At 62.8% G+C, this 13,961-nt stretch carries 18 protein-coding genes and 1 tRNA gene; 10 read left to right on the top strand and 9 right to left on the bottom strand.

The genetic code is table 11. From position 1 onward, the window contains the following. Positions 1-33: 33 nt before the first annotated feature. Genes ssuC through P0D68_RS08940 form a run of 3 tightly spaced genes read left to right on the top strand, consistent with a single transcriptional unit; the run spans position 34 to position 2,137 of the window. A complete protein-coding gene (ssuC, locus tag P0D68_RS08950; RefSeq protein WP_091794653.1) occupies positions 34-876 on the top strand; it encodes an aliphatic sulfonate ABC transporter permease SsuC in 843 nt (280 codons plus the stop codon). Further along, the gene (locus tag P0D68_RS08945; RefSeq protein WP_408293430.1) at positions 873-1,874 is read left to right on the top strand and encodes an ATP-binding cassette domain-containing protein; all 1,002 of its coding nucleotides are present in this window, start codon (positions 873-875) and stop codon (positions 1,872-1,874) included. Before ssuC ends, P0D68_RS08945 begins: the two co-directional genes overlap by 4 nt. Before the next feature lie 47 nt (positions 1,875-1,921). Continuing rightward, positions 1,922-2,137: a TOBE domain-containing protein gene (locus P0D68_RS08940; protein ID WP_011488137.1), complete on the top strand. Its 216-nt coding sequence runs from the start codon at positions 1,922-1,924 to the stop codon at positions 2,135-2,137. 8 nt (positions 2,138-2,145) lie between these two features. Here P0D68_RS08940 and P0D68_RS08935 read toward each other — a convergent pair whose 3' ends face one another. Beyond that, on the bottom strand, positions 2,146-2,472 hold the full coding sequence (locus tag P0D68_RS08935) for a hypothetical protein (RefSeq protein ID WP_408293427.1): 327 nt from the start codon (positions 2,470-2,472) through the stop codon (positions 2,146-2,148). Positions 2,473-2,644: 172 nt separating this feature from the next. Here P0D68_RS08935 and P0D68_RS08930 point away from each other — a divergent pair, with 172 nt between their 5' ends. Both P0D68_RS08930 and P0D68_RS08925 read left to right on the top strand, forming a co-directional pair. Further along, positions 2,645-2,842 (top strand): hypothetical protein, encoded by a 198-nt coding sequence (locus P0D68_RS08930; protein WP_408293424.1) that lies wholly within the window; start codon positions 2,645-2,647, stop codon positions 2,840-2,842. A 111-nt stretch (positions 2,843-2,953) separates the two neighbouring features. Beyond that, the gene (locus tag P0D68_RS08925) at positions 2,954-3,196 is read left to right on the top strand and encodes a DUF6566 family protein (protein ID WP_408293421.1); all 243 of its coding nucleotides are present in this window, start codon (positions 2,954-2,956) and stop codon (positions 3,194-3,196) included. Between the two features lie 215 nt (positions 3,197-3,411). Here the strand turns inward: P0D68_RS08925 and P0D68_RS08920 are convergent, their stop codons facing one another. Continuing rightward, positions 3,412-3,678 (bottom strand): hypothetical protein, encoded by a 267-nt coding sequence (locus tag P0D68_RS08920; protein WP_091794641.1) that lies wholly within the window; start codon positions 3,676-3,678, stop codon positions 3,412-3,414. Between the two features lie 311 nt (positions 3,679-3,989). On the opposite strand from P0D68_RS08920, the gene P0D68_RS08915 reads away from it, so the two are divergent. Together P0D68_RS08915 and P0D68_RS08910 are read left to right on the top strand one after the other, a co-directional pair. Further along, a complete protein-coding gene (locus P0D68_RS08915; RefSeq protein WP_091794638.1) occupies positions 3,990-4,214 on the top strand; it encodes a hypothetical protein in 225 nt (74 codons plus the stop codon). 158 nt (positions 4,215-4,372) lie between these two features. Further along, positions 4,373-4,618, top strand: coding sequence for a hypothetical protein (locus tag P0D68_RS08910; RefSeq protein WP_091794635.1), 246 nt, complete (start codon positions 4,373-4,375; stop codon positions 4,616-4,618). Between the two features lie 101 nt (positions 4,619-4,719). On the opposite strand, the gene P0D68_RS08905 is transcribed toward P0D68_RS08910, so the two are convergent. The 3 genes from P0D68_RS08905 to P0D68_RS08895 all read right to left on the bottom strand — a co-directional run bounded on the left by P0D68_RS08905 (position 4,720) and on the right by P0D68_RS08895 (position 6,387). Further along, a tRNA-His gene (locus P0D68_RS08905) sits at positions 4,720-4,795 on the bottom strand. A gap of 88 nt (positions 4,796-4,883) precedes the next feature. Continuing rightward, positions 4,884-5,885, bottom strand: coding sequence for a tRNA dihydrouridine(20/20a) synthase DusA (gene dusA / locus P0D68_RS08900; RefSeq protein WP_408293417.1), 1,002 nt, complete (start codon positions 5,883-5,885; stop codon positions 4,884-4,886). Positions 5,886-6,021: 136 nt separating this feature from the next. Then, positions 6,022-6,387, bottom strand: coding sequence for a hypothetical protein (locus P0D68_RS08895; protein WP_408468286.1), 366 nt, complete (start codon positions 6,385-6,387; stop codon positions 6,022-6,024). A 346-nt stretch (positions 6,388-6,733) separates the two neighbouring features. Here P0D68_RS08895 and P0D68_RS08890 point away from each other — a divergent pair, with 346 nt between their 5' ends. Further along, positions 6,734-8,326 (top strand): tetratricopeptide repeat-containing sulfotransferase family protein, encoded by a 1,593-nt coding sequence (locus tag P0D68_RS08890; protein WP_408293411.1) that lies wholly within the window; start codon positions 6,734-6,736, stop codon positions 8,324-8,326. Next, a complete protein-coding gene (gene cysC / locus P0D68_RS08885) occupies positions 8,323-8,862 on the top strand; it encodes an adenylyl-sulfate kinase (RefSeq protein WP_408183099.1) in 540 nt (179 codons plus the stop codon). The genes P0D68_RS08890 and cysC overlap by 4 nt, the downstream gene beginning before the upstream one ends. A gap of 28 nt (positions 8,863-8,890) precedes the next feature. Here cysC and P0D68_RS08880 read toward each other — a convergent pair whose 3' ends face one another. Together P0D68_RS08880 and P0D68_RS08875 are read right to left on the bottom strand one after the other, a co-directional pair. Then, positions 8,891-9,136 (bottom strand): hypothetical protein, encoded by a 246-nt coding sequence (locus P0D68_RS08880; RefSeq protein WP_408293408.1) that lies wholly within the window; start codon positions 9,134-9,136, stop codon positions 8,891-8,893. 219 nt (positions 9,137-9,355) lie between these two features. Continuing rightward, positions 9,356-9,568, bottom strand: coding sequence for a DUF3820 family protein (locus P0D68_RS08875; protein WP_091794623.1), 213 nt, complete (start codon positions 9,566-9,568; stop codon positions 9,356-9,358). Positions 9,569-9,715: 147 nt separating this feature from the next. Between P0D68_RS08875 and P0D68_RS08870 the strand changes: the two genes are divergently transcribed. Next, the gene (locus P0D68_RS08870; protein WP_408293401.1) at positions 9,716-10,768 is read left to right on the top strand and encodes an NADP(H)-dependent aldo-keto reductase; all 1,053 of its coding nucleotides are present in this window, start codon (positions 9,716-9,718) and stop codon (positions 10,766-10,768) included. Between the two features lie 149 nt (positions 10,769-10,917). On the opposite strand, the gene P0D68_RS08865 is transcribed toward P0D68_RS08870, so the two are convergent. Together P0D68_RS08865 and P0D68_RS08860 are read right to left on the bottom strand one after the other, a co-directional pair. Beyond that, positions 10,918-12,201, bottom strand: coding sequence for an MFS transporter (locus P0D68_RS08865; protein WP_408293398.1), 1,284 nt, complete (start codon positions 12,199-12,201; stop codon positions 10,918-10,920). Positions 12,202-12,316: 115 nt separating this feature from the next. Further along, positions 12,317-13,720: a M20 family metallopeptidase gene (locus tag P0D68_RS08860; protein ID WP_408293395.1), complete on the bottom strand. Its 1,404-nt coding sequence runs from the start codon at positions 13,718-13,720 to the stop codon at positions 12,317-12,319. Positions 13,721-13,961: the final 241 nt, after the last annotated feature.

The following is a 13,961-nucleotide window of genomic DNA, read 5'->3' as shown; positions in this document are numbered from 1 at the left end:
CGCGATCATCGATAAGCAATGAGGAAGGCAAGCATGGCTCAATCCACTGTAAGTACGGATCGGGACGAAGGCGCAACTGGCGGCGCGGGTTTCAATACGTTGCGCCGGATCGGCGCGCATCTCGCGCCGTGGCTCGCGCCGCTCGCGATTCTGCTGGCGTGGGAGTTCGCCGCGCGCAGCGGCGTGCTGTCCACGCGCGTGCTACCCGAACCCCTCGCGGTCGTGAAGGCCGCGTGGTCGCTAATCCAGTCCGGTGAAATGTGGGCGGACGTAAAGGTCAGCACGTGGCGCGCGGTGTCGGGTTTCGCGATCGGCGGCGGCATCGGACTCGTGCTCGGACTCGCCACGGGGCTGTTCAAGCCCGCCGAGGTCGCGCTCGATTCGACCGTGCAGATGATCCGCAACATCCCGGCACTGGCGATGATTCCGCTCGTGATTCTGTGGTTCGGCATCGAAGAGGAAGCGAAGGTGTTTCTCGTTGCGTTGGGCGTATTTTTCCCGATCTATGTGAACACTTTCCACGGCATCCGTTCGGTCGACGCCAATCTGATCGAAATGGCGCGCAGTTATGGCGTGAAGGGTTTTGCGCTGTACCGGCATGTGATTTTGCCGGGCGCGTTGCCGTCGATTCTGGTCGGCGTGCGCTTCGCGTTCGGGCTGATGTGGGTCACGCTGATCGTCGCCGAGACCATTTCCGCGCAATCCGGCATCGGCTATATGACGATGAATGCACGCGAATTCCTGCAAACCGACGTGGTGGTGGTCGGCATTCTGCTCTACGCCGCGCTCGGCAAACTCGCCGATGTGCTGGCCAAGAGCCTCGAGCGCGTCTCGCTGCGCTGGCACCCGGCCTACCAACGAGGAGCGAAGCCATGAACGCAACGACCTTGTCGGCGTCGTTCGGCGGGATCGCCGGCAGCGACCTCGAAGCCGAACTGGTGCAAGCCCGTACCGTCGAACATGACGCGAACGAAGCCGCGGACTTCGAGCATGCCGATGCGGCGCATCATCGACAGGCGCGCGCCGATTCGCGGCTGCATGGCGGCGCGCTCGCGCGCGACGACGTGCGCCGCGCGGCGGACTATTCGGTGGAGTTGCGCGGCGTCGGCAAGCGCTATGGCGAGCGCGAGGTGCTGGCCGATTTCAATCTGTCGATCGAGCGCGGCAGTTTCGTGGCGATCGTCGGCCGCAGCGGCTGCGGCAAATCCACCTTGCTGCGGCTCGTCGCCGGTCTGGAAAAGACTACTTCGGGCGTGCTCGAAAAGCGCACCGAAGACGGCGGCCCGCTCGACACCCGCATCATGTTTCAGGACGCGCGTCTGTTGCCCTGGAAGAGCGTGCTGCAAAACGTGATGCTCGGCTTGGGCCGCAGCGCGCGTGAGGACGCCCGCGCCGTGCTCGCCGAAGTCGGCTTGCTGGAGCGCGCCAACGATTGGCCCGCGCAGCTTTCCGGCGGCCAGCGTCAGCGCGTGGCGCTGGCGCGGGCGCTGGTGCATCGGCCGCAACTGCTGTTGCTCGATGAACCGCTCGGCGCGCTCGACGCCTTGACGCGCATTGAAATGCACGCGTTGATCGAGCGCCTGTGGCGCGAACATCGATTTACCGCGCTGCTGGTGACGCACGACGTACATGAAGCCGTGGCGCTCGGCGACCGGATTCTGCTGATCGAAGAAGGGCGCATTGCGCTCGATCAGCCGGTGCCGCTGGCGCGTCCGCGGGCGCGCGCATCGGCCGGTTTCGCCGCGCTCGAAGAGCATGTGTTGCAACGCGTACTGAAGACGGCGCCGAACGACGACGCGCTGTCCGACCGTGCGTACGACACACGTGACGAAGGCCGCGCGAGGCGGCCGACAGACGTCCGCTGGGCCGTCTGATATTCCTGGACTGACTGTTCTCAATCGCTTCTCTGGAGCCACTCGAAATGAGCATTTCCGCAATCAACGTACGCAATCAGTTCAAAGGCAAGGTCAAGGAAATCATCCGCGGACCTGTGGTGTCCGAAGTCGATGTCGATACGCCGTTCGGTATCGTTACCTCGGTGATCACTACGCGCTCCGTCGACGAACTCGATCTGAAGGTCGGCTCGGAAGTGGTCGCGCTGGTGAAGTCGACGGAGGTCTCGATCGCGCGCCTGTGAGGCTTGCGCTATTTCGCGTTCGCGCCGCTGGCGGGCGGCTCGTGCATCATCTTGTCGTTGGTCGGCTTCTCGGGGCGCTTGATCGGCATATTGTCAGGATTGATCGAGCCGCTTGGGCCGCTTGAGCCGTTCAAGCCTGAGGCGGACTGAGGCGGCCTGACCATCGACGAATTGGCGTCCGGCGCCGCGGCCTGCGCGGGTTTTTGTGCGGGTTGTTGTCCTGATTGTTGCCCTTGTCCCGGCTTCGCCGTCTGCGCGAATGTCACCGCTCCGCGCGCGCCGGCTATTGCCAGCGCGACGCCCGCTATCAGCGCGGCCCATCTGTTTCGCTCCATGATCGTCCTCCTTGGCGGTGCCGCCTGCCGGGTTGCGGTTGCCGGTTGCCGGTGTCGACGCCGTCGTGCTTGCGGAATCATTTGCGCGACGCAACCCGCGTGCCTCGACGCGGCACCTGCATACGTCCCCGAAACTTGCTAGGATGAATTGAGCATGTAGACGGAGACAGCCATGTCTAAGTCATTGAGTCCCGAATCGGTCGAGGCCTTGCGGCGTCTGAACGACGTCGGTGTCGGACAGCCGGCGCCGAAACTCGATCAGTCCGTGACCGCCGAATTGCTGGCGGGCGGTCTGGTTGCCGAAGCGAGCGGCGGCGAAGTCGAGATCACCTGCAACGGCCGGCAATACCTTTCGGGCGATTGCGATTGATCGTCGAGGCGGTATCGGCCTGACGCTCGGGCCGAATCGTTCCGCGAGCCGCTGGCGTGCTCGCCGGACGAGTCTGGCCGTCAGATTCGCGCAGGTATCACGGAGGAGACCATGGAGCCGAAGGGCCTCGATATGGGGGACTACCAGGAGCGCTATCAGGACTACGACATCGAGGTCGCCGTCGAGCAGGTGCTGACGGGCGTCAAAGCGCATTTTCGGGTGTTGCGCAACGGCGCGGTGGTGGTCGACTGGCGGCTCGTGCATATCGACAGCCTATGGTCCACCGAGCATGCCGCGGCCGAGGCGGCCTTGCGGGCGGCGCGCGAAGTGATCGACGCGGGGTTTGCCATTTAGGGGCCAAGCGGTTTGGTGGCAGACCGTTGCGCCGAGGCGCGCTGGCGTGATATCGGCGGCGCTGTTCTAAAGGTAGTTTGCAGCGGCTTGTGGAGCTGCTTGCGGGGCCTTGTGTGACGCAAGGTAAACGCAACTGGGCGCCGGCATCGATACTGCATGCGCGGCGCCCAGTTTACCGGCCGCCCTCGTGAGGCAGCCGGTTCAACGGCAACTGCTTAGTGGCCGAAGAAAACCGATTGCGGGCCCGAAACCGGCTCTTTGGCGCCCGATTGCGACGACACGTTGTTCACGCCGCCGTAGGCATTCGATTCAGCGTTAGCGCGTTCAGCCGCGACGGTTTGTGCGTTCTGGCCTTGTTGCGAAGCCGGTGCGCCGACCGACGGACGATAGAACGGTGCCGGGCCGTAGCCGCTAGCAAAAGCGGGAGCGGCGATCGAGGCAGAAACAGCAACCAGCAGGGCGGCGATGAGCTTGGTCTTCATGGTGTGACTCCGATAACGTTACGACTTCATTTCAGGAAGGCGTCGCAGGGGCCGGTGAGGTGTGTCTGCAACGTCGATGGAATGCAGTGTATACCCCTACTATCGAGAATTTGTATCGATAACTTGAAATTACTGTTCTCTATTCTGGAATAATCGGCGCAAGGCAGGCGGGATAAGCGTGAGCGATGGTCCGACCCCTTGCGGCAAGGGTTTTGAGGAATAAAGACCCGCGGCGCAACGAGGTTAAATGCATTGAATGAAGCGCGGCTCGATCGAATTCGATCGGATCCGTTGCTTGGGGGAGCACTCTGATGGACCTATGGATTCAACCATGCGCTGCCTGCGCTGACCTGTATGGCCAACCGGCCGCCAGTAGCCCGCACGACAGGTTGGCGCTGAATAATCGTGGGGCGGTGAAAGACGTGCGAGTGGAGGAGCACTACACCTGCGTGCGCTGCAACGCGGTGTTCGCTCGCATTCTGACCGGCGAGCCGCACAAGCAGATCTGGATGTTGCTGAACGCGAGTCAGCACTGACGGCTGACGGTTCGGCGATTTTTGCGGACGCACCGCCTCCCACGACAGCAGGGCGATGCCGACAAGCGTATAGAGGATGACGCCTCGCAGCGGGCGGCTCGCTGAAACGTTGGCGGCGTTCCTGTAAAGTTTTCGGTGCGGCTGCCGAAAACGAAAGCATGAAATACTTCTTTGACTACAAACTCGCCGAGCGATACGGCTACGGGATCGCGGTGTATATCGCCGCCGAAACTTCCGATTTGCAACGTGCCATTGATTTGACAAACGCTCGACGCCTGCGCGCCGGTCGGCGCCCGCTCGAGGACGCGAAGATCGAGGACGTGCTATCGGCCATGCGCAACACGGGGCGGCTTTCGACCGAAAGGGATGAGGGCGGAGCCAACGTGTCGGACGCAACGCGGTGAAGCGGGATTCAAACCGCGAAGGAAAACCGCAAAGGCCAAAACAAAAACGGCGTAGTGATTTCTCACAACGCCGTTCGTAAAACTTGACTACTTGAATTCTTTGGGGTGGCTGATGGGGCTCGAACCCACGACAACAGGAATCACAATCCTGGACTCTACCAACTGAGCTACAGCCACCACTGACATCTGCTTGACTTGCCGTAAAACCTGGCTCGTCGATGAAGAAACGAGATTATACGAACAAGAATCTCGTTTGCCTAGTCCTTTATTCAAAAATTTCGGCAGGCTCGCGCAGATGCTGCCTTGCCTCATCGAAGATGCTCAGATCGCGCGCGGCGAGACGTTTGCTATCGGACAGCACACGGCGCCACCCACGCGCGCCCGCCTCACCGCGATAGAGGCCGAGCGCATGGCGCGTAATCGCGCCGAGATACGTGCCGCGCGCCATTTCGGCCGCGCAATACTCGATCAGTTTCGCTTCGACCTGCTCGCGAGTGAGCGGCGTTTCTGTCGAACCATAGAAGCGCGCATCGACATCGGCCAGCACATACGGGTTGTGATACGCCTCGCGCCCGAGCATGACACCGTCGACGTGTTGAAGATGCGTCTCCACTTCATCAAGCGTCTTGATGCCGCCGTTGATGATGATCTCCAACTGCGGAAAGTCGCGCTTCAACTGATACGCGTACTCGTATTTCAGCGGCGGAATCTCGCGATTTTCCTTTGGGCTCAAACCCTTCAGAATCGCGTTGCGCGCGTGCACGATGAACACATTGCAGCCGGCGTTCGCAATCGTGCCGACAAAGTCGCGCACGAAACCGTACTCCTCGACTGCATCCACGCCTATGCGGTGCTTGACCGTCACCGGCACGGACACCACATCGCGCATGGCCTTGACGCAGTCGGCGACGAGTTGCGGCTCGTTCATCAGGCACGCGCCGAATGCGCCACGTTGCACGCGCTCGGATGGGCAGCCGCAGTTCAGATTGATTTCGTCATAGCCCCATTGTTCGCCGAGTTTCGCCGCGCGCGAGAGATCGTCGGGTTCGCTGCCGCCGAGTTGCAGAGCAACCGGCGCTTCTGCCGGCGTGAACGCGAGATGGCGCGGCACGTCGCCATGCAGCAGCGCGCCGGTCGTCACCATTTCCGTGTAAAGCCAGGTATGGCGAGAGATCACGCGATGCAGGGAGCGACAGTGACGATCAGTCCAGTCCATCATGGGTGCAACCGAGACGCGGCGGGGACTGGGAGTTCGAGGTGAAGACATGGGGCGGCCAGACGGCTTGATTCAAAACACCGATTTTACCGCAACGCGTGAAATCGCCGTCCGGGCAAGACACTCGCGAGCCGTGCTGTCCAGAAGCCGTGCCATTGACTGGCCCGCGAGTCAGGTGCGGGCCACGTCAATGTCCATGTCCTCCTCCGTGACCGCCGCTGCTGCCCCAAGAGCTTCCGCCGCCGCTGCCGCTACCTGCGCCGTGGTAGCCGCCGTAACCTCCGCCATGCCAGCCGCCGCCGTGCCCTCCGTCCCCGCCGTGCCACCCATGGCCGCCATGCCATCCGCCGCCATGGTAGTAACAGCAGGACCCACCCCAGCCGCCGTAGATGCCGACGCTGCCGTAAACCGGCGCATACGGTGGTCCGTAAGCGTAGCCGTAGCCGGGGTAATAAGGTTGCGCGTAGCCGTAGTCGTATGCCGGTGCGACGACGCATCCGGTCAGGCTGGCCATCACCGCCAACAGTGCCATTGATGCAATGAGCCTGCTCACGATTTTCTCCTTCGGGTAAGAGTGAGAAACCGCGCACGCTCAGGAGTTCAGCAGCATTTGTGTCCGCACATTACGGTTTGCGCGCGACATAGCGCGTCCAATGATCACGCGTTGTAATTGGAGACCACTGCTTAAGGCGCGGCGACACGTTTCGAAAACTTACCCATTCACCCCGCTGTAACAGTTAGTTAAATTTTCGCAACGCAACTGTAGGGCGCGCCTGTTAAGTTCCCTTCAGACAATTAACTCGAATCCAGCCGATGCCAATTTGCCGGCCGGATGAAAAGACCGCACCCGCTTACCGTCAGGATCGCTCGAAGCGAAGCCTGCGAAGATCCACCCTTTAATGACGCACGATCCCCAGCCGGCCACTGCATCAGAATGGCGCGCCGCAGGCGACGCCTTTGCTGCCCGCGGCGAACTCGACGCCGCGCTGCAACGTTTCGAAAACGCGCGCGCGCTCGCGCCTCGCGACGTGCTCGCGCACCAGCGCATCGCGGCGACGCTCGCCGCCCTGAGCCGCTTTCCCGAAGCCGTGCTCGCCTATCGAGCGGCAATTGCGCTCGATCCGCGCGACACGGATTCGCATCACGGACTCGGATGGACGCTCGAGCGGATGCATCGGCTCGAGCAGGCGGTGGATGCTTACCGCGAGGCGGCCCGCCTGAATCCGCTAGCCGACGGTTCGCACAACAATATGGGCAATTGCCTGCAGGCGCTCGGCCGCTTCGACGAAGCTCACGCCGCCTATCGCCGGGCGATCGAGGCCGCGCCGCGGGTGCCGCTGTATTACCGCAATTTCGTGCAGACCAAGCGCCTCACCAGCGAAGATCCGGTATTTATCGCGATGGAGAGTCTTGCCGGTAACGCCGCTTCGTTGACGCCGGCCGATCAGGCGGAGATTCACTTCGCGTACGGCCAGGCGCTCTCCGATTTGGGCCGCAACGACGCGTCGTTCGATCATTTCCTGAAGGGCAACGCATTGCACCGCGCCGGCGTGCGCTACAACGAGGCGGAGACGCTCGGCCTGTTCGCGCATCTGCCTGAGCTGACGACTTCGGCGGTGCTGGACGCGAAGCGCGGCCTGGGTGATCCGTCACAAGCGCCGATCTTTATCGTCGGCATGCCGCGCTCGGGTTCGACCTTGATCGAACAGATTCTCGCGAGCCATCCTCAGGTATTGGGCGCGGGTGAGCGCACGGAATTCGGCGAAGCGCTGGTGAGCTGCATCCGCCGCGATCCGCAAGATCCTTTGCGGATCGATATCGAGGCACTAGGGGAGGTCGGCGCCGCGCCGTTGCGCGCGCTCGGCGCGGACTATTTGCGTCGCATGCGCGGCGCGTCGCCGGAGATCCACGACCCTGCACAGAGCGAAGACGCCGCGCCGACCTCGCGCTACACGCACTTCACCGACAAATATCCGTTCAACTTCATCAACCTCGGCCTGATTCATCTGGCGCTGCCGAACGCCCGCTTCGTTCATAGCAGCCGCGCGCCTGTGCCAACGTGCCTGTCGATCTTCTCACGGATTTTTCATGACGTGCCATTCAGCTATGATCTCGGCGAACTGGGCCGCTACTACCGCGCCTATGATGCCCTGATGGCCCACTGGCAACGCGTGCTCCCAGAAGGGGTGATGATCGAGGTCAAATATGAAGAACTGGTCGACGATTTCGAAGGCAATGTGCGCCGCCTGCTCGCGCATTGCGGGCTCGACTGGGACGAGCGCTGCCTGTCGTTTCATCAGAACAGGCGTCAGGTGAACACAGCCAGTTCCGCGCAGGTGCGCCGTCCGCTTTACAGGACGTCATTGCAACGGTGGCAGCCACAACAGGCCTTGCTTCAACCGCTGTTCGACGGTCTCGGCCCGAAGCTGGCTCCGGCGCACGGACATGAGGCTGACGAGGTCGCGGCACCCGGCTCGGAGCGTCGCGCATGAGCGCATCCCGCGGCGCCGTGATCTGGATGACGGGACTTTCCGGCGCCGGCAAGTCGACGTTGGCCAACGGCTTGCTCGAGCGGCTGAAGCAGGCAGGGCATGCCGCGATCGTGCTCGACGGCGACGTGCTGCGGCGTGGACTGAACGCCGACCTCGGCTTCACGCCTGAGGACCGCACCGAAAACCTGCGGCGGGTCGCGCACGTCGCGGCGCTCTTCATGCAGCAGGGCTTTGTCGTGATTGCCGCCGTGATCTCGCCGGAGCATCGGCATCGGCGCTCGGCGCGCGAAATTGTCGGCGAAGGGTTTGTCGAGGTCTTCGTGAAGGCCCCGCTGAAGGTCTGCGAAGCGCGCGATGCCAAGGGGCTTTATGCACGCGCGCGACGCGGCGAAATTGCGCATTTCACAGGTATTTCCGATCCGTTCGAAGCGCCGCTCGCGTCCGACGTGGTGATCGAAACCGACCGGATGCCGGTCGACGAATGCGTAGACCACGTGTTCGCGTATCTGGCCGCGACGGGCCGTCTGGGCGGGTAGCGCGTTTTTGTCCTGACGCCCCAGCGTATTACCGCAACACACTACCCGAATGATGCAGGGCCGGGTACACGCCGATGATGAACGCCGCGTAGATCGCGGCCATCGTCACGCCGGCCGCGGTGCCCCAGATGTCGCGCGATGCGGCGCCCTGGCGGAAATGAACGGGTAGTCCGACGACGAGGTAGCCGATCAGAAAGAATGCGATGACGGCACGCACGGGCGAAAGGTCGTGGCCGATAAATTCAAGCAGCGCGGACAAGCTGAAATCAGACATGGACGGGCAGGCAGGATGAGATGCGAATGATGGGGCGAACCACGGCGCGAACCACGGCAAAACGCGCGAAGACCTACGTGGATTAAAGTCCATCCAGTGCGCAAGGTACAAGCAAAACTCTGTATAAATTTGTACAGGCTTGCATTACTTGCACGATGCCTGCGCGGCAACTTTCAACCGCGCTTCACGACACTTCACGCGGCTTTCACCGCGAAGCGATCAGCGTTTGCGCAGAGGATCGAGCAGCGACTTCAGGCCGTTGTGATCGATCTCCTGCATCAAGGCCAGCAGCCGGCCGATTTCTCCCGGCGGAAAGCCCTGACTGGCAAACCAGTTTAGATAATGACCGGGCAAGTCCGCAATCAGGCGGCCCTTATATTTTCCGTAAGGCATGACACGCGTGACCAGCAGTTCGAGGTGTTCGGGATTCATTGCACAAGGTCGGGGCGCGGAGAAACGTTGCGTGTGGAGAAAGCGGGCAGCGCCCGTTGGAGCATGCATTTTAGCGTGCCCTGCAGGTATCGCGCCGGCGTGGTAATGTCAGCACTTTTCGTTCAACCAAATAACAGGACAAGTTCAATGGAATACCGCAGACTCGGCGACTCCGATGTGCAGGTCAGCCTGATCGGTCTCGGCACCATGACATGGGGCGAGCAGAACACGGAGCAGGAAGCGCATACGCAGATCGATTACGCACTCGATCACGGCGTCAACCTGATCGACACCGCTGAAATGTACCCGGTGCCGCCGCGTGCCGAGACGCAAGGTTCGACCGAGCGCTTCATCGGCACATGGCTCGCGCAGCATCGCGGCGCACGCGAGAAAATCGTGCTCGCCACCAAGATCGCGGGCCCCGCGCGTCAACCGCATAACCCGCGCCATATTCGTGGCGAAGGCAACCAGTTCGACCGCAAGAATCTGACCGAAGCGCTTAACGACAGCCTGAAGCGCCTTCAAACGGAGTACGTCGATCTGTATCAACTGCACTGGCCGGATCGCAGCACGATGACGTTCGGCCGCCCCGCGTATCCGTGGGTCGACGACGCTTATACGGTGCCGATCGAAGAAACCCTGTCCGTGCTCGCCGAATTCGTCAAGGCGGGCAAGGTGCGCCACATCGGCGTGTCGAACGAAACGCCGTGGGGTGTCGCGCAGTTTCTGCGCGCGGCCGAAAAGCTCGGCTTGCCGCGCATCGTCAGCATTCAGAATCCGTATAGCCTGCTCAATCGCACTTATGAAGCCGGTTTGTCGGAATACGCGCATCGCGACAACATCGGGTTGCTGGCTTATTCGCCGCTGGCCTTCGGCTGGTTGTCGGGCAAGTACGAAGGCGGCGCGCGTCCGGCCGGCGCCCGCATCTCGCTGTTCGAGCGCTTCCAGCGCTACAGCAAGCCGCAAGCGGTGCAGGCCACCACGCGTTACGTGGAACTCGCGAAGCGCCACGGGTTGTCGCCCGCGCAACTCGCGCTCGCGTTCGTCAACAGCCGGCCGTTCGTGACCAGCAATCTGATTGGCGCGACCTCGCTCGATCAGCTGAAGGAAAACATCGCCAGCGTCGACGTGAAACTCTCGCCGGAAGTGCTCGCGGAAATCGATGCGCTGCATGAGTTGCAGCCGAATCCCGCGCCTTGATGTGCGATTACCGGCGCTGCGATTCGAGTCGGGTTTGATGGAACATGCAGTTCCGCTCGAATCGCTGCGTTATCTGGCTGCCCCGGCTAGTTGGCCGGGAGCTTGCCAATTGATCCGCTTCTGCAATTGCGTCACACCTCGACGCACGCTCAGCGAATCTTCAACTTTGCGCGTACGGCATAAAGCGCGAGCAAACTCGCCACTGCACAGAACATCAGATAGAAACCGGGCGCCAGTTTGTTGCCGCTAGCATCGATCAGCCAGGTAATCACGAACGGCGCGAAGCCGCCGAACACCGTCACGCCGATGTTGTAGCTCACCGCCAGGCCAGTCGCGCGCGTCTGCGTCGGGAAGATCTCCGACATCAACGCGGGCAGCGCGCCGAAATACGTCGCCTTCAATACGCCGATCCAGATCAGCGCGAGCAGCATCGTCACGAATGACGGATGCGCGTTCATATAGACGAAGGCCGGATAAACCGTCATCAGCATCAGCACGGCGGCCGCCGCCATGATGCGGATGCGCCCGAGGCTGTCGGACAGGTGACCCGCGAAAGGCGTCAGCACGGTGAGCACGACGCCGGTGGCAAGCGTCGCCGCGAAACCGGTGGAGGCGGGCAGGTGCAATTGCTTGATCGCGTAGGTCGGCATGTACAGGATCATGTAATTGGCCGCCGTCGAAATGACCAGCGAGCCGACCGCGAGCAGCATGCGGACTTTCTGCGTGCCGAACAGGTCGCGCAGAGGCGTGCGGGCTTTCGGCTCCGCATTGAACTCGGCGCCTTCGTCCACGTAACGGCGAATATAGAAACCGACCGGACCAATCGCGAGGCCGAACAGGAAGGGCACGCGCCATCCCCACGATTCGAGTTGCGCCGCGGTGAGCTGGCTTGTCAGCAGCGCGCCGAAGCCGGAGGCGAGCAGCGTCGCCATGCCCTGGCTCGCGAACTGCCAGCTGCCCATGAAGCCGCGTCGCTCGGGAGCATGTTCGACCAGGAATGCCGTGGATGCGCCAAACTCTCCGCCTGCCGAAAAACCTTGAACGAGGCGCGAGAGCATGATGCCGGCAGGCGCCCATAGCCCGATCGCAGCGTACGGCGGCATCACGGCGATCGTCAGGGTGCCGATCATCATCAGCGCGATAGAGAGCAGCAGCGACGCCTTGCGTCCGGCGCGGTCGGCGAGTGAGCCGAGCACGAGTCCGCCGAGCGGCCGGATCAGGTACGAGATGCCGAAGGTGCCGAGCGTGAGCATCAGCGAGATCGCTTCGGTGCGTGCCGGGAAGAACAGCTTCGCGATAGTCACCGCGAAGAAACCGTAGACGACGAGGTCGAACCATTCGAGCGCGTTGCCGATCGACGCCGCGAGAATGATGCGATGGACCTTCGCGGCGGAAGGCCGCGCGGCGCTGGCTTGCAAAGTGGACGTGCTCATCGTGGACGTGCCTCGTGAGATAAACGGATAACGGCGTGCCGGGCCCGAGCGCGTGGATGTCGCTCGGGCTTTGCTCAGATGCTGCTCGGGTGCTGCTCAGATGCTCAGGCGTCGCTCAGATCGCGCCGCGGGTTGTCGCGCGCGGGGAGTTTTCGCCGAGATCCCAGAAGAGGCCCGCCATGATCTGCAGACCTTCGCGCACGACTGGTCCGAGCAGGTGCTCATTCGGCGCGTGCTGCGAACAGGCCGGGTACGAGTGGGGCACCCACAGGGTCGGCAGGCCGAGCGTGTCGGCGAAGACTTCGTTGGGCAGCGTGCCGCCGAGGTTCGGCAGTACGGCGGTCTTCTTGCCGGTGGTCTGTTCGAGCGACGCAATCGCCCACGTGACCCATGGATCGTCCGGGTTCAGACGGGTGGCCGGCGCGCCGCGCTCGACTTCGATCTGCACTTCGGAAAAACCGTGCGCATCCAGATGCGTGCGCAGATACCGTTCGAGATTGTCCCAATCGGTGCCGACCACGAAGCGCAGCTGGCAATGCGCGAACGCCGCCGAAGGAATCGCATTGACCGGGTTCTCCGGGTTGCCGGCCTTGAACGCAAGTATTTCGAAGCTGTTCCAGCCGAACACGCGCTCAGGCGCACTCAGGCCGGGCTCGCCCCAGTTGTCGTCGACCGCCGGATCGCCCGGGCCGCCGCCCACCGTGATATCGGCGAGCGCACGGCGCACCGCCTCGGGAATCGGCGGCGGACGCAAACCCTCGACGGCGATCACGCCGCGCGCATCGACGAGGCTCGACAACGCATTCGCCAGCACGGTGGCCGGATTGCGCAGCAGACCGCCCCAATTGCCGGAATGATGCGCACCGTCGCGCAGATTCAACGACAGCTTGAAATTCACCGAGCCGCGCGAGCCGAGGAACACGGTAGGGCGGCGCGCGGCGAGACGCGGGCCGTCGGAGGCGATCAGCACGTCGGCGGCGAGTTCTTCACGGTGCGCGCGGCAGATTTCGTCGAGTCCGGGCGAGCCGGTTTCCTCGCCCATCTCGATCAGCAGCTTTGCGTTGAAGCCGAGCTTGCCGCCGCGCGCGGCCAGCACGCTCGCCAGCGCGGCGAGGTTGATGGTGTGCTGACCTTTGTTGTCGGCGGTGCCGCGGCCGAACCAGCGTTCGCCTTCGACGGTCACGGCCCACGGTGTCAGCGGCGCGCGCCACTGGCTGTCGTAGCCGCGCACCACGTCGCCATGTCCATAGATCAGCACGGTCGGCAGGTCGTCGGCCTCGTGGCGGCTCGCGATCAGGAACGGCCCGAAGCCGTCCACCGGGTTCGCGACGATGCGTGTGCTGAAACCGAGGGCCACCGCTTCGGGTGTGATTTCGTCGGTCAGATACGACAGCAGCGCGGCGGCGCGATCGCTCTCCTGGCTTTCCGTGCGAAAACCAACGCGGCGGTTCAGCGTTTCGAGAAAGGCGCCGGATTCGAAATGGTGTGTGGCGTGCTCGATGGCCTCGGTGCGGCTCATAGGTGTCTCCAATGCGGGCGAATGTGGGGCGGGCGGCGCGTGGTCTCGGGCTCGATCGCGGGGCGATTGCGGGTCGATTGCGGGGCGATTGAGACAGGCCACGGTCTGCAGCGTCGAATCGATTCTAGGAGGCCGTTTTTTTTGTCACAATGATCGTCTTTCGAAGCTTGCGTTGCCGAAAAGGCAAAGCTCAGCGCAAGCAGTAAAACTGCCGGCGGCCATCGGCCTGGCAGCGCCTACC

The sequence above is a fragment of the Paraburkholderia sp. RL17-380-BIE-A genome (assembly GCF_046028085.1).
GTDB lineage: Bacteria > Pseudomonadota > Gammaproteobacteria > Burkholderiales > Burkholderiaceae > Paraburkholderia.
Note: the sequence above shows the minus strand (reverse complement) of the source record. Positions and strands in the feature narration are given on the sequence as shown.

Coding starts and splice junctions, on each gene's coding strand:
- P0D68_RS08910 (WP_091794635.1), top strand. CDS start 4,373: ATGAAATACTTCTTTGACTACAAACTCGCCGAGCGATACGGCTACGGG.
- P0D68_RS08875 (WP_091794623.1), bottom strand. CDS start 9,568: ATGAATCCCGAACACCTCGAACTGCTGGTCACGCGTGTCATGCCTTAC.
- P0D68_RS08860 (WP_408293395.1), bottom strand. CDS start 13,720: ATGAGCCGCACCGAGGCCATCGAGCACGCCACACACCATTTCGAATCC.
- P0D68_RS08935 (WP_408293427.1), bottom strand. CDS start 2,472: ATGGAGCGAAACAGATGGGCCGCGCTGATAGCGGGCGTCGCGCTGGCA.
- dusA (WP_408293417.1), bottom strand. CDS start 5,885: ATGTCTTCACCTCGAACTCCCAGTCCCCGCCGCGTCTCGGTTGCACCC.
- cysC (WP_408183099.1), top strand. CDS start 8,323: ATGAGCGCATCCCGCGGCGCCGTGATCTGGATGACGGGACTTTCCGGC.
- P0D68_RS08930 (WP_408293424.1), top strand. CDS start 2,645: ATGTCTAAGTCATTGAGTCCCGAATCGGTCGAGGCCTTGCGGCGTCTG.
- P0D68_RS08890 (WP_408293411.1), top strand. CDS start 6,734: ATGACGCACGATCCCCAGCCGGCCACTGCATCAGAATGGCGCGCCGCA.
- P0D68_RS08940 (WP_011488137.1), top strand. CDS start 1,922: ATGAGCATTTCCGCAATCAACGTACGCAATCAGTTCAAAGGCAAGGTC.
- ssuC (WP_091794653.1), top strand. CDS start 34: ATGGCTCAATCCACTGTAAGTACGGATCGGGACGAAGGCGCAACTGGC.
- P0D68_RS08915 (WP_091794638.1), top strand. CDS start 3,990: ATGGACCTATGGATTCAACCATGCGCTGCCTGCGCTGACCTGTATGGC.
- P0D68_RS08870 (WP_408293401.1), top strand. CDS start 9,716: ATGGAATACCGCAGACTCGGCGACTCCGATGTGCAGGTCAGCCTGATC.
- P0D68_RS08920 (WP_091794641.1), bottom strand. CDS start 3,678: ATGAAGACCAAGCTCATCGCCGCCCTGCTGGTTGCTGTTTCTGCCTCG.
- P0D68_RS08865 (WP_408293398.1), bottom strand. CDS start 12,201: ATGAGCACGTCCACTTTGCAAGCCAGCGCCGCGCGGCCTTCCGCCGCG.
- P0D68_RS08880 (WP_408293408.1), bottom strand. CDS start 9,136: ATGTCTGATTTCAGCTTGTCCGCGCTGCTTGAATTTATCGGCCACGAC.
- P0D68_RS08945 (WP_408293430.1), top strand. CDS start 873: ATGAACGCAACGACCTTGTCGGCGTCGTTCGGCGGGATCGCCGGCAGC.
- P0D68_RS08925 (WP_408293421.1), top strand. CDS start 2,954: ATGGAGCCGAAGGGCCTCGATATGGGGGACTACCAGGAGCGCTATCAG.